The organism is Mesorhizobium sp. 01N446 (assembly GCF_056399285.1).
This window is the reverse complement of the sequence record NZ_JBFTRA010000001.1, coordinates 135,987-149,573: the sequence shown is the minus strand read 5'-3', so window position 1 is coordinate 149,573 and position 13,587 is coordinate 135,987. Positions and strand designations below refer to the sequence as shown.

Below are 13,587 nucleotides of genomic sequence, written 5' to 3'. Positions count from 1 at the left end.
CGGGTGGGGGCTTGGCGCCGACCCCCACCCCGCTGCTTCGCAGCGACCTCCCCACAAGGGGGAGGGTAAGTACCGTCAGGGGCTCTGTAGCCAAGCGGGAATGTCCTGCTTGGCATGCAGCACCCGCCACACATCGATATGGTCTGGCTGCTCCAGATAGAAGACCAGATATGGATAGCGCTTGAGTTGCACGCTGCGCAGACCAGGCAATCCGATTTCGTAGGCAAATCGAAGAGAGCCAGATCCTGGATGGCTCGCGATCAGCTTGTAGGCGTTTTGAAGCGCTTCGACGTAGCCCAATGCCACATGCGAACCAACTTCGCGCGCATAGTAGTCAACAGCGTCCCCGACGTCCCGCAGAGCAATGCTTCGAGGAAGAATTGCCTTTGTGGCCACTTAAATTATTGGCCCTGCGCTCGTTCTCGCAGCGCGGCGAAATAGTCATCATCAACGGGAGCACCCGGCGCCGATGATGCACCCTCAAGCAGGAGACCGCGCAGATGTTGACGGTCCTGATCGTGGCGGATCAACTCGCGCACATACTCGCTACTCGTGCCGTAGCCGCGATCCGTCACTTGCTGATCGACAAAATGCTTCAAGCTGTCGGGCAGTGAGATATTCATGGTGCTCATTCGGCCATTTTATGGCCTATGGCAAAAATTGGCAATCCTACGCTCTGGCCTTGGCCGGTTCCATGTCTTGAAACGCTGCCAGTGCCGCCTTCAGCCCATCCGGTCCAGCCGCCACCGTTTCCGGCGTCGGTGAGAAACCGGCGCCCAGCATCTTGCGGCCAAGCATGTGGTCGCCGGGGCGGTTGACGGATTCGATGCCGAGCAGCCGGTCGCCGGCATAGTGATAGATGGAGAACTTGTTCTCGGGCAGGTCGCCCAGCACGACGTGGCTGTCGCCGCCGGCGGTCAGTCCGACCATCTGCAATTTCATGTCGCCAATGTCGGACCAGAACCACGGCACCGCCGAATAGCCGTCCGCATGGCCAGTTATGGTGCGCGCTGCAAGGCGGGCCTGATCAGTGGCGTTCTGCACCGATTCCAGCCGCAAATCGCCGCCGGTGAACCAGTGCCGGTAGGAGGCGGCGTCGCCGATGGCCAGGATTTCTGGCACGGAACTGCGCATCTGGTGATCGACACGGATGCCGTTGGCGACAGCAAGGCCGGCTTCCTGCGCCAGTTCGACATTGGGCACGGCGCCGATGCCGACGATGACCATACGCGCCCGCAACCTTTCACCTGACGAAGTGATCGCGGCAGTGACATGGCCGTTTTTGCCTTCGAGCCTTGCAATCGAGGTGCCGGTGAGGATGCGCACGCCGGTCGCTTCCAAGCGCTGGCGGACATGGCTTGCCACCACCGGTGCTACGGCGCGGCCGAGCAGCCGGTCGACCGCTTCCACCACCGTCACCGTGCGGCCGGCCGCCCGCAGCGTCGCGGCGATCTCCAGCCCGATGAAGCCGCCGCCGAGGATGACGACATCTTCGCTCTGAGCGCTCAGCTCGCGGATCAGCCGCGCATCGGCCAGCGAACGCAGCGACAGAACGCCGGACAGATCCGAGCCAGGCAGCGGCAGGACACGCGGACGCGATCCGGTCGCCAGGATCAGGTGGTCGAAGGCAAGCGTGGCGCCGCCTGATATCTCCAGGCTGCGGCCTCCGGCATCGATACGCTCGATCCGCACGCCCGGCCGGTAGTCGATGGCGCTGCCGGTATAGAAGGCCTCGCCCCGAAGCGGTTGCGGTTTGGCCTCGGCATCCTTGATGAAGGTCTTCGACAGCGGCGGCTTGTGGTAGGGCAGTTCGTTCTCGTCACCGACGAGGATCACCGGTCCGTCATAACCGTCCTCGCGCAGACTGGCGGCCGCTTGCACGCCCGCATGACCCGCACCGACAATGACCACGCCGTTCTTCATTGCGTCCCAAATCCTGATTCGACCCTAGGATCTCTCGGCAAGCGGCAATTGTCTGGCGCCGCCACAAGAGAGCGTTTGCGGGTCGCACCCGGAACGGTGGCTGTCAATCGTACAGTTCGGCGGCGAAGTCGATACAGCCAGGGCATAAAGTTGACTGTTGTAGTTTAGAATAATTCTAAACTATTGTTTCAATTGGCTTTTCCCGTAGATTTTCGTTGACTTCCGCCGACGTCGAAGCTTTATGGAAGCCTGCGCAATGGCGCATCCCTTTGATGTCTGGGCCTTGAACCCGTTCGATTGGAGGCATTTTGGTGTCTTTCTTCCCCGGACCGCGCAATGACGCGGCAAGTCTTGGCGCTTTTGGCAACGACATGGCCCAACGCCGGTCGCCGCGCGCGCCGGTTATGGAATTTCCGAAAAACTGGAGACCGATAATGACAGCACGATATGGCGGCAGGCTGGCGGCGATTGGTGCCACGGCGCTGCTGACGGCGGCGGTGTTTGTGCTGCCTGCCAAGGCGGAAACCGACGGGAAAGCGGTCATCAAGACCTATTCCGATATCGCGCTTGCCAAATACGAGGACTCGCTGACCACGGCGCAGGCGCTCGACAAGGCGGTCGACGTCCTGCTCGCCAAGCCTTCGGCGGAAGCGCTCAAGGCCGCCCGCGAAGCCTGGAAGGCCGCGCGCGTCCCCTACCAGCAGACCGAGGTCTACCGCTTCGGCAACAAGATCGTCGACGACTGGGAAGGCGAGGTGAATTCCTGGCCGCTGGATGAAGGCCTGATCGACTATGTCGCCAAGAGCTACGGTACGGAATCGGACACGAATTCGCTCTATACGGCCAATGTGATCGCCAACAAGGAAATCGAGATCAACGGCAAGAAGGTCGATGCCTCGAAGCTTTCGCCGGAATTCCTCTCCGGCACGCTGCAGCAAGCCGGCGGCGTCGAGGCCAATGTCGCAACCGGCTATCACGCTATAGAATTCCTGCTCTGGGGCCAGGACCTGCACGGCACCGGCCCGGGCGCCGGCGAGCGACCCTACACCGACTACGATCTCAAGAATTGTACCGGCGGCAATTGCGATCGCCGTGCCGAGTACCTGAAATCAGCAACGACCCTTCTGGTTTCGGATCTGCAGAAGATGGTCAAGGACTGGAAGGAAGACGGCGCGGCGCGCAAGAACCTGGTCGAGGGCGAGCCGAACACGGCGATCTCGGTCATCTTCACCGGCATGGGCTCGCTGTCCTACGGCGAACTGGCCGGCGAACGCATGAAGCTCGGCCTGTTGCTGCACGACCCGGAAGAGGAGCATGACTGCTTCTCCGACAACACCTACAATTCGCATCTCTATGACGCGATCGGCATCCGGGCCGCCTACATTGCCAATTACACGCGCCTCGACGGCACCGTCGTTTCCGGACCTTCGGTGCATGACATGGTCAAGGCCGCCGATCCGGCGATCGACAAGGAACTGTCCGACAAGCTCGATGTCACCGTCGCCAGGATGGAAGCAATCAAGGCGCGGGCGGAAGCCGGCGAGGCCTACGACCAGCAGATCGCCGAGGGCAACACGGCAGGAAACGCCACCGTGCAGGCGGCGATCGACGCCCTGATCGACCAGACCAAGTCGATCGAACGCGCCGTCGGCTCGCTGAAACTCAATGCCATCGCCTTCGAGGGCTCCGACAGCCTCGACGCACCTGACAAGGTGTTCAAGTAAGCGCCGAAACCTGGAGCCTGGTCCGAAGCTGATAATCGGCTCCGGAATGGGCTCCGGGACCTAAACAAGCCACACGGCGCGGGAGGCGCCGTCAGCCATCCGGGCACTGTAAATGCTGATCTGCCATTGCAACATCATCACCGAGAGGGAGATCGAGCAGACGATCGTCGGGCTGCTGGACCAGGACCCCTGGCAACTTATCGTTCCGGCCAAGGTCTACCACTCGATGCAGAAGCGTGGCCGCTGTTGCGGCTGCTTCCCAAATGTGGTCGAAACGATCATTCGGGTCACCGAAAATTACCACGCCCGCTCGGAGGCGAGCGGCGTGGATGTCGTTTCACATCTGGATCGCGTCAGAGGCCTGCGCGTCCAATACGGGAGCAGAACCCATGAAAGGCGAAATTCAGATCATCGAGCGGCTTAACGAGGCTCTTTTCCTGGAGCTTGGAGCCGTCAATCAGTATTGGGTGCATTTCCGTCTGCTGGAGGATTGGGGGTACACGAAGCTGGCCAAGAAGGAGCGGGCAGAATCGATCGAGGAGATGCACCACGCCGACAAGCTCATCGCCCGCATCATCTTCCTTGAAGGCCATCCGAACCTGCAGTCCGTGGCGCCGCTGCGCATCGGGCAGAACGTCAAGGAGGTGCTCGAATCCGACCTTGCCGGCGAATATGACGCGCGCACGGCCTACAAGCGTTCCCGCGAGATCTGCCACGAGATTGGTGATTACGTGACGATGAAACTGTTTGAGGACCTGCTGGCTGACGAGGAAGGTCACATCGACTTCCTCGAGACGCAGCTCGACCTTCTCGCCTCGATCGGCGAGGAGAAGTACGGCCAGCTCAACGCCGACGCGGCCAACGAGGCGGAGTAAAGGCATGCGGGAATGCGGCGCCAGCTAGAATTCCTGCGCCGCTTGCGGCGGGCCGACGGCTCGCCGCTTCTCCCGAGAAGACCAGCCGGATCGGCTCGTCGGCGCTACGCCATTCTCGTGCTGGCGCTCACATCGTCCGCCATTGCCGGCGAGATTCAGCCAGCTGGCCTCGCCACCACGCGCATCGACCTCGATGCCAAGGATCAGGCGCGCGTCACCGCCGTCACCAGGCCGACCACGGATTTCTCCAAGCCCGAGCCGTTCGAACTGATGCAAGGCGGCGCCGGCACGTCACGGAAGGACGTCAGCCGTGAGTCCTTCTCGCAATCCTCGGCCAACATCACCGTCGAGGAAGAGGGCACTTTCAAGCTCGGCAACGCCTTGTTCCGCAAGAACTGGGTGTCGTCGCCATCCTCGACGCAGGCGTCGGACGGGCTTGGTCCGCTGTTCAACGAACGCGCCTGCCAGAACTGCCATCTGAAGGACGGCCGCGGTCGCCCGCCGCAAGGCGTCACCGGCTCCACTTCGATGTTCCTGCGGCTGGCGCGCGACGCCAGCAGCGCCGAGGAAAAGTCGGCTCTCGCCGACCACCAGATGCTCAATTTTCCCGACCCGGTTTACGGCACGCAGTTGCAGGAACTGGCCGTGCCCGGCTTGCGAGGCGAGGGCCGGATGCATGTCGACTATCAGGAACGGCAGGCGACGCTGGCGGACGGCACGATGGTTTCCCTGCGCAAGCCCAGCTACTCCGTCGCCGATCTCGCCTATGGGCCGCTCGATCCGCGCACCACGCTGTCGCCGCGCCTGACGCCGCCGATGATCGGCCTAGGCCTGATCGAGCAGATCGCGCCGGCTGATATTCTGGCCCATGCCGATCCGGACGATTTGGACGGTGATGGCATTTCCGGCAAGGCGAACATCGTGCGTGAGGGGCTGACTGGCGAATTGACGCTTGGCCGTTTCGGCTGGAAGGCGCAGACCGCGACGATCCGTCAGCAGGCGGCGGATGCCTTCGCCGGCGATATCGGCATCTCGACGCCGGAAGAACCAAAACACTGGGGCGACTGCAGCGCTGCAGAAGCAGAATGCCTCGCAATGCCGAATGGCGTGCAGGCGCGCCTCGGTCCGGTCGAAGCGCCACCGCCGGTGATGGATTTCGTCACCTTCTATTCGCAGAACCTGGCCGTGCCGGCGCGCCGTGACCTCGCCGTGCCTGAGGTGCTCGCCGGCAAGCAGCTCTTCTACGAGATCGGCTGCGTTGCCTGCCACACGCCGAAATTCGTCACCCGCCGCGATGCGCCTGACAAGGCGCAGGCCTTCCAGCTGATCTGGCCGTATTCCGACTTCCTGCTGCACGACATGGGTCCCGATCTGGCCGATGGGCAGGCGGTGGGCGATGCGACGGGCAGCGAGTGGCGCACCCCGCCGCTGTGGGGCATCGGCCTCACCGAGACCGTCAACGGCAATTCCTTCTTTCTGCACGACGGCCGCGCGCGCAGCTTGACCGAGGCGATCCTGTGGCATGGTGGCGAGGCGCAAAAGGCGCGCGACCGCTTTGCCGCCGCCAATGCGGCCGAGCGCGATGCGCTGGTCAAATTCCTGGAGTCACTGTGATGCTGAAGCGCCCTGCACTGGTTCTCGTTCTGCCGCTGGCTCTGCTCGGCGTTTTCCCGGCCTCGGCGGCGGTGAAAGCTTCCGACATCATCCAGCGGGCGATCGACGGTTTTGTCCGCCCGGCCTATGCCGACCTGGATCAGCATGCCGAAACCCTGACGAAGGCGATGCACACGCTTTGCGAGGCGCCATCGCAAGGGGAGCTCGACGCGGCGCGGGCCGAGTTTTCGGCCACGGTCTATGCCTGGTCGTCGACCGAAATCATCGGTTTCGGGCCGATCAAGGAGAACGATCGGCTGGAGCGCATCCTCTATTGGCCGGATCGCAAGAGCATCGGCCTCAAACAGGTGCAGGCGGCGCTGGCGGACAAGGACCCGACCGCCACCGATCCTGCACAGCTCGCCGGCAAGAGCGTCGCCATGCAGGGGCTCGGCGCGCTGGAATTCGTGCTTTTCGGCGACGGCGCCGATGCGCTGGCGGGCAAGGACGATCCCTATCGCTGCGCCTATGGCGCGGCGGTTGCCGGCAACATCGAAACCATGGCGGGTGAGGTCAGCGCCGCCTGGAACAAGCCGGACGGCTTTGCCGCGCTCTGGGCCAATCCAGGGCCGCAGAACCCGCTCTACCGCGACGGCAACGAAGCGGTGACCGAACTGGTCGGCGTCTTCATCAACGAGCTGGAAATGGTGAGGGATGTCCGCCTGAAGGGCTTTTTGGGCGGCAAGCCGGAGGCGGACAAGCCGAAACAGGCGATCTATTGGCGGTCGCAAAACACCGCCAATGCGCTGGCCGGGAATCTCGCGGGCATCGATGCGCTGTTCCAGGCCTCCAAACTCGGCGATGCCCTGCCGCCCGATACGCGCTGGATGGCGGAATCGATCCATATCCAGCTGGTCAACGGCGTCGCCACCGCGAAATCGATCCAGGGCCCCATCGACAAGACGCTCGCCGACCCGGCGCAGCGCGAAAAGCTCGAGCATTTCGCGCTGATCAGTTCCAGCCTGTCGACCCTCATCGGCACCAGGCTGACCGACGAATTCGGGCTGACCGCCGGCTTTTCGTCGCTGGATGGGGACTGAGCATGATCCCGAAAAGTGGAAGCCGGTTTTCGGAAACGATCATGCTCAAGAAGAGTAGAGAGAGTATGCGTACGCCGCTGATCGATCGCCGGGATTTCCTGAGAGCCGCGGGCATCGGCTTCGTCGCCGCAATGACGCCGTCTGCGTGGGCGGCGACGCTCGCCGCCGACGCCATCTTCGCCACAGCTTTCGTCAAGCGTGACGGCGGTTTTGGCGCTGCCGTCCTGTCGGAGGCCGGCAAGGTGCTGCATGCGATCGACCTGCCCGATCGCGGCCATGACGTCACCTTCGATCCCATATCGAAACGCTCGGTGGTCTTCGCCCGCCAGCCCGGTACCTTCGCCGTGGTGTTCGACCACACCGGGCGCGATGCCCCGCAGACCATCGCCAGCATCACCGGCCGGCATTTCTTCGGTCATGGCGTGTTCTCGCCCGACGGCGCGCTGCTCTATGCCACGGAGAATGATTTCGACAACGCGGCCGGCGTCGTCGGCGTCTACGATGCGCGGGCGAAATTCAGCCGCATCGGCGAATTCCCGACCTATGGCATGGGGCCGCACGAGCTTCTGCTCATGGGCGGCGACGGCCGGACGATCGCGGTCGCCAATGGCGGCATCGAGACCCATCCTGACTATGGCCGCGCCGAGCTCAACATCGCCACCATGAAGCCGTCCTATGTGCTGATCGACCGCGTCACTGGCGACCTCATCGAAAAGCATGAATTGCCGGCTTCCCTGCACCAGCTGTCGATCCGCCATATGGACACCGACCCATCCGGCACCGTCTGGTTCGGCTGCCAGTATCGGGGGCCGGGCACCGATCGTCCGCTGCTGGTCGGCCGCGCCTCGCGCGGCAAGGAGTTGCAGCTTCTCGACATGCCACAGGACGTATTGTCCGGCTTCCGCAACTATATCGGCTCGGTCGCCGCCAATGCAACAGCCGGCACCGTCGCCGTCTCGTCGCCGGAAGGCAATTCGCTTGTCGTGATCGACGCCGCCAGCGGCCGGGTCGTCTCGACCAGCGCGCTGGTCGAGGTCTGCGGCCTGGCGCCGGATGGATCAGGCTTCATGGCCACCACCGGCGCCGGTGAGATCATCGAGGGCAGCGGCGCGACACGGGTGGAACCGGACTATGTCTGGGACAACCACATGCTGCGCATCGAACAGGTCTGACAGCGCGCGCTGGCGGAACCGAAGCCGCTTAACAAATTATGCTTGCGGTGGCGCGCCTTGGCGGGCACAGGGAGGTGTTTCTCGGAACCGGTTGCTTCATGAAAGTGCTTGCCATCGACTGTGCCGCCAGCCTCTGCGCCGCCTGCGTCTACGACGTGGCGGCCGGGCGGGAGCTTGGCCGCGCGGTGCTCGATCTCGGCAAGGGCCATGCCGAGCACCTGATGGCCGTCATCGCCGAGGCGCTGAAGGCGGGCGAAACCGACTATGCCGGTCTTGGCGCCATTGCCGTTTCCGTCGGCCCCGGTTCCTTCACCGGTCTGCGCGTCGGTGTCTCGACCGCACGCGGCCTGGCGCTGGCGTTGAAAATTCCGGCGATCGGCGTGACGACGCTCGAAGCGCTGGCCGCCGAGGCCGCGGTGGCATTTCCCGGCCGTGCCGTGCTGGCGGCGCTCGATGCCGGCCGCGACGAAATCCATGCAGCGCTCTACGATAAAGCGTTAGTTTTGACTTACGGTCCGGCGGTGGCGACGCTGCCGGAAGCCAGTGCCTTGGCGAGCGAAGCCTCTGCGGTGCCTGCCGGCACTGCGGCGGCACAGATCGCCGCGTTGGTGGGCCGACTTTCCGATATCGGGCCTCAGGCGCCGACCGCTGATATTCTCACCTACGCCCGTCTGGCTGCCGCCAAAGGCGAGGGCGAAAGGCCGAAACCACTTTACCTGCGCGGCGCGGATGCAAAGCCGCAGGCCGGATTTATTCTTTCGAGGCAACCGAATTAATGCGCATACCTTTTCTCCAGCCGCGTCGTCGGGACTATGCTCTCGAGCCGCTCAGGATCACCGACAGCCCCGCGGTCTCGGTGCTGCATCGCGAGGATTTCGTCCGTCCGTGGACTGATGGCGAATTCGCAGCCCTGCTCGAGCAGGACACCGTCTTCGGCTACGCCGCGCGCGAGACCGGGCAGGGCGCCAAGCCGCCCGTCGGCTTCGTTCTGGCCCGTCTGGCCGCCGGCGAGGGCGAGATCCTGACAGTCGCGGTGGCGCGATCGCACCGGCGCCAGGGACTGGGCTGGCAGTTGATGGATGCGGTGCTGCGCGAACTGCATGCGCAGCGCGCCGAAGCGCTGTTCCTCGAGGTCGACGAGACCAATGTCGCCGCGATCGCCCTCTACCGCCGGCTGGGCTTCCGCGAAGTCGGCAAGCGGCCGGACTACTACAGGTCGCCCGATCGTGGGCCGACCGGCGCGCTTGTCATGCGCCGCGATCTTCGCTAGCGAGAGATCGGGTAGGACCAGGACGAAATGATCGGAAAAATCAGGATTTTCCTGGCCCTGGGCCTTGTCGTCGCCGGTTCGCTGGTTCTTGTGCCGTTGCAGATCCTGTCGATGAAGACTGGCTGGTGGCCGGAAACCGTCATTCTCAAGATCTGGCACAGGCTGATCCTCAGGGCGCTCGGCATGCGCGTCCATGTCAATGGGGCGCTGTCCGACAAAAGGCCTCTGCTGGTTGCCGCAAACCACATCTCCTGGACCGACATCATGGTGCTGGGCTCTTTTGCCGATGTGAAATTCATCGCCAGGGCTGATATGGAAGGCTGGCCGCTGATCGGCATGCTGTCGAAACTGCAGCGCACCGTTTTCATCGAGCGCGAACGCAAGCGTTCGTCCGGCGACCAGGCAAGCGAGATCGCCAGCCGCATGGCCAAGGGCGATGCCATGGTGCTGTTCGCCGAGGGGTCGACCGGTGACGGCAATGCCGTCCTGCCCTTCAAGAGTACGCTGTTCGGCGCCGCCTCGATGGCGATTTCGGAGGGCGCGGCCGAGCAGGTGTTCATCCAGCCGGTGGCGATTGCCTATACGCGCCTGCATGGCGTGCCGCTCGGCCGCCGCCATCGGCCGATTTCGGCCTGGATCGGCGACGAGGATCTGATGCCGCATCTCAAGGTGCTGATGGCGGAAGGCGCGCTCGACGTCGAGGTGCATTTCGGCGAGCCGATCGCCTTTGCCAAGGGCACGAACCGCAAGGAAACGGCCAGGCTGATGGAAGGCCAGGTGCGCGAGATGATGCAGGCGGCACTCGCCGATCCGCGCCCGAGCCGCTAGCCCAAGCCCAACGCCTGCGGTTGTGTGCCGAGAATCGTCTGTTTTTTGTCACGGAAAGGCGCTAGAAGCCGCCGGATGGACTTGAACACGATCGAAAACGACAACATTGGCGCCCCGGCCGGAGAGCCGGCGGCGCGCGCCACGGCAGCGAAGAAGGTCTTCATCAAGACCTATGGCTGCCAGATGAACGTCTATGATTCACAGCGCATGGGCGATGCGCTGGCCGCCGACGGCTACACCGCGACCGATGCCATCGACGAGGCCGACCTGGTCCTGCTCAACACCTGCCATATCAGGGAGAAGGCGGCCGAAAAGGTCTATTCCGAGCTCGGCCGCATCCGCGACATGAAGGCGGAACGCGCGAGTGCCGGCCGCGAAATGCTGATCGGCGTCGCCGGCTGCGTGGCGCAGGCCGAAGGCGCCGAGATCATCAGGCGCTCGCCGGCCGTCGACCTGGTCATCGGCCCGCAGACCTATCACCGTCTGCCCGACGTGCTGGCGCGGGTGCGCGGCGGCGAGAAGATCGTCGAGACCGACTACGCCATCGAGGACAAGTTCGAGCATCTGCCGCAGCCAAAGCGCGCCGAGATGATCAAGCGCGGCGTCACCGCCTTCCTCACCGTGCAGGAAGGCTGCGACAAGTTCTGCACCTTCTGCGTCGTGCCCTATACCAGGGGCTCGGAAGTGTCGCGCCCGGTGGCGCAGATCGTCGCGGAGGCTGAGCGCCTGGCCGATGCCGGCGTGCGCGAGGTGACGCTGCTTGGCCAGAACGTCAATGCCTGGCACGGCCAGGGCGACAATGGCGAGGAATGGGGCCTTGGCCGCCTGCTGTTCCGGCTGGCCGAAATTCCCGGCCTGGCGCGCCTGCGCTACACCACCAGCCATCCGCGCGACATGGACGACGAACTGATCGCAGCCCACCGCGACCTGCCGTCGCTGATGCCCTATCTGCATCTGCCGGTGCAATCGGGGTCCGACCGCATTCTCAAGGCGATGAACCGCAGGCATACGGCCAGGGATTATCTGGCGCTGCTCGACCGGATCCGCACTGCCCGGCCCGATATCGCGCTGTCCGGCGACTTCATCGTCGGCTTCCCCGGCGAGACGGAGGCCGATTTCGAGGCGACCATGGAACTGGTGCGCCAGGTGAACTACGCCTCGGCCTTTTCGTTCAAATACTCGCCGCGCCCCGGCACGCCGGGCGCCGAAATGGCCGATCATGTGCCCGAAACGGTCAAGGACGAGCGCTTGCAGCGCCTGCAGGCACTGCTCTTGAAGCAGCAGCAGGATTTCGGTTCGAGCCTGGTCGGCAGCACCATCGACACGCTGATCGAGAAGCCTGGCCGACAGGCCGGCCAGAAGGTCGGCCGCTCACCTTGGCTGCAGCCGGTTATTGTTGATGAAAAGGCCGGCGAAATCGGTGACATTATCCAGGTGCGAATCACGAAGACGGGCTACAATAGCCTGTTCGCCGAATTGGCCTGATGGTCTCGGCAGATGAGGAGAGACGGTTGAGCGCAGCAGAGCTGAAGAACCTGCCCCCGGTACCGGCATCTGGGGCTTCTGACATGGCGCACATCGTTCTGACTTTCGACAACAACAAGCTTGCCAGCGCCCTTTACGGTCAGTTCGACGAGAACCTCGCCCGGCTCGAGCAGAAGCTCGGCGTCGACATCCGCTCGCGCGGCAACCAGTTGACCATCAAGGGGTCGGCTTCAGCCGCCGAACAGGCGCGCCGCGCCTTGGACAATCTCTACGGGATTCTGCAGAAGGGCGTCGATATCGGCCAGTCCGACGTCGATGGCGCCGTGCGCATGGCGGTCGCAGCCGACGATCAGCTGACGCTGCCGACGCTGGAGCGCAAGGGTAAGGTCTCCGCCGCCCAGATCGCCACCCGCAAGAAGACCATTTATGCCCGTTCGCTGAACCAGGACGCCTATATGCGGGCGCTGGAGCGGTCCGAACTGGTGTTCGGCATCGGTCCGGCCGGCACCGGCAAGACCTATCTGGCGGTGGCGCATGCTGCGATGCTGCTCGAGCGCGGCATGGTCGAGCGCATCATCCTGTCTCGACCGGCTGTCGAGGCCGGTGAGCGGCTGGGCTTCCTGCCGGGCGACATGAAGGAAAAGGTCGATCCCTATCTGCGGCCGCTCTATGACGCGCTCTACGACATGATGCCGGCCGACAAGGTCGAGCGTGCCATTGCCGCGGAAGTCATTGAAATCGCGCCGCTCGCCTTCATGCGCGGCCGCACGCTGGCGCATGCCGCTGTCATCCTCGACGAGGCGCAGAACACCACGCCGATGCAGATGAAGATGTTCCTGACGCGTCTCGGCGAGAACTCGCGCATGATCGTCACCGGCGATCCGACGCAGATCGACCTTCCGCCGAGCACCAAATCGGGCCTGGTCGAAGCACTGCGTGTCCTTGACGGCGTGGCCGGCGCGGTCACCGTACGCTTCAACGATGTCGACGTCGTTCGCCATCCGCTGGTGGCGGAAATCGTCAGGGCTTATGACCGCGACGCCAAGCTGGCGCGCGGCCTCGGCGCCGAGAATTGATTTTGACGACGCGGCTTCATGCCTGAGGACAATTTATCCGGCGACGGGGGTCTCCCCGTCGACATCGATATATCGGTCGAAGCGGGTGACTGGCCCGATGAGGCCAGCCTGACGCGGCTGGTCGATCGCGCGGTTAGCGCTGCTTTCGCCGAGACCGGCGTGACGGGCCATTCCGAGCTCAGCGTCGTTTTTTCCGACGACGCCCATATCCGGATCCTCAACGCCGAATGGCGCGGCAAGGACAAACCCACCAACGTCTTGTCTTTCCCGGCTTTTCCGTTTGTGGAAGGTGGGCCACTGCCGCCGATGCTGGGCGATATCGTGCTCGCCGCCGAGACGGTTTCACGCGAAGCGGCTCTGGAAGACAAGCCCGTGCAGAACCATATCACCCATCTCGTCATCCACGGCCTGCTGCATTTGCTGGGCCATGATCACGAGACCGACGCCGAGGCCGAGGAGATGGAAGCCATCGAGCGCGCAGCGCTCGCAAGGCTTGCCATTCCCGATCCCTACGCGTAACTACATCTGACAATTGACCGGA

The 13,587-nt window shown here is 63.8% G+C and carries 15 protein-coding genes; 12 read left to right on the top strand and 3 right to left on the bottom strand.

The window, feature by feature from the left end:
* Positions 1-75: 75 nt before the first annotated feature.
* Genes AC1DPX_RS00690 through AC1DPX_RS00680 form a run of 3 tightly spaced genes read right to left on the bottom strand, consistent with a single transcriptional unit; the run spans position 76 to position 1,923 of the window.
* Entirely contained in the window at positions 76-396 is a 321-nt protein-coding gene (locus AC1DPX_RS00690) for a type II toxin-antitoxin system RelE/ParE family toxin (RefSeq protein ID WP_202356352.1), read from the bottom strand.
* 5 nt (positions 397-401) lie between these two features.
* On the bottom strand, positions 402-632 hold the full coding sequence (locus AC1DPX_RS00685; RefSeq protein ID WP_202356351.1) for a type II toxin-antitoxin system ParD family antitoxin: 231 nt from the start codon (positions 630-632) through the stop codon (positions 402-404).
* 37 nt (positions 633-669) lie between these two features.
* Complete coding sequence (locus AC1DPX_RS00680) at positions 670-1,923, bottom strand: NAD(P)/FAD-dependent oxidoreductase (RefSeq protein WP_477233885.1); 1,254 nt, start codon at positions 1,921-1,923, stop codon at positions 670-672.
* 434 nt (positions 1,924-2,357) lie between these two features.
* On the opposite strand from AC1DPX_RS00680, the gene AC1DPX_RS00675 reads away from it, so the two are divergent.
* From AC1DPX_RS00675 to ybeY, 12 genes are all read left to right on the top strand, one after another.
* Complete coding sequence (locus AC1DPX_RS00675) at positions 2,358-3,647, top strand: imelysin family protein (RefSeq protein ID WP_477233883.1); 1,290 nt, start codon at positions 2,358-2,360, stop codon at positions 3,645-3,647.
* A gap of 112 nt (positions 3,648-3,759) precedes the next feature.
* Entirely contained in the window at positions 3,760-4,071 is a 312-nt protein-coding gene (locus AC1DPX_RS00670) for a (2Fe-2S)-binding protein (RefSeq protein WP_202356348.1), read from the top strand.
* Positions 4,037-4,522, top strand: coding sequence for a bacterioferritin (gene bfr / locus AC1DPX_RS00665; protein WP_096453290.1), 486 nt, complete (start codon positions 4,037-4,039; stop codon positions 4,520-4,522). Before AC1DPX_RS00670 ends, bfr begins: the two co-directional genes overlap by 35 nt.
* Positions 4,523-4,534: 12 nt before the next feature.
* Positions 4,535-6,136: a di-heme oxidoreductase family protein gene (locus tag AC1DPX_RS00660; protein WP_477233881.1), complete on the top strand. Its 1,602-nt coding sequence runs from the start codon at positions 4,535-4,537 to the stop codon at positions 6,134-6,136.
* A complete protein-coding gene (locus AC1DPX_RS00655; RefSeq protein WP_477233879.1) occupies positions 6,136-7,215 on the top strand; it encodes an imelysin family protein in 1,080 nt (359 codons plus the stop codon). Before AC1DPX_RS00660 ends, AC1DPX_RS00655 begins: the two co-directional genes overlap by 1 nt.
* Before the next feature lie 65 nt (positions 7,216-7,280).
* Positions 7,281-8,387: a DUF1513 domain-containing protein gene (locus AC1DPX_RS00650; protein WP_477235708.1), complete on the top strand. Its 1,107-nt coding sequence runs from the start codon at positions 7,281-7,283 to the stop codon at positions 8,385-8,387.
* Positions 8,388-8,485: 98 nt separating this feature from the next.
* A complete protein-coding gene (tsaB, locus tag AC1DPX_RS00645) occupies positions 8,486-9,163 on the top strand; it encodes a tRNA (adenosine(37)-N6)-threonylcarbamoyltransferase complex dimerization subunit type 1 TsaB (protein WP_477233877.1) in 678 nt (225 codons plus the stop codon).
* Positions 9,163-9,657, top strand: coding sequence for a ribosomal protein S18-alanine N-acetyltransferase (rimI, locus tag AC1DPX_RS00640; protein ID WP_477233875.1), 495 nt, complete (start codon positions 9,163-9,165; stop codon positions 9,655-9,657). The genes tsaB and rimI overlap by 1 nt, the downstream gene beginning before the upstream one ends.
* A gap of 27 nt (positions 9,658-9,684) precedes the next feature.
* Positions 9,685-10,485: a lyso-ornithine lipid O-acyltransferase gene (olsA, locus tag AC1DPX_RS00635; RefSeq protein WP_477233873.1), complete on the top strand. Its 801-nt coding sequence runs from the start codon at positions 9,685-9,687 to the stop codon at positions 10,483-10,485.
* A 75-nt stretch (positions 10,486-10,560) separates the two neighbouring features.
* Entirely contained in the window at positions 10,561-11,970 is a 1,410-nt protein-coding gene (miaB, locus tag AC1DPX_RS00630) for a tRNA (N6-isopentenyl adenosine(37)-C2)-methylthiotransferase MiaB (RefSeq protein WP_477233871.1), read from the top strand.
* A gap of 83 nt (positions 11,971-12,053) precedes the next feature.
* Positions 12,054-13,046 (top strand): PhoH family protein, encoded by a 993-nt coding sequence (locus AC1DPX_RS00625; RefSeq protein WP_019863063.1) that lies wholly within the window; start codon positions 12,054-12,056, stop codon positions 13,044-13,046.
* 18 nt (positions 13,047-13,064) lie between these two features.
* Positions 13,065-13,565 (top strand): rRNA maturation RNase YbeY, encoded by a 501-nt coding sequence (ybeY, locus tag AC1DPX_RS00620; RefSeq protein ID WP_202356341.1) that lies wholly within the window; start codon positions 13,065-13,067, stop codon positions 13,563-13,565.
* The last annotated feature ends 22 nt before the right edge of the window (positions 13,566-13,587 follow it).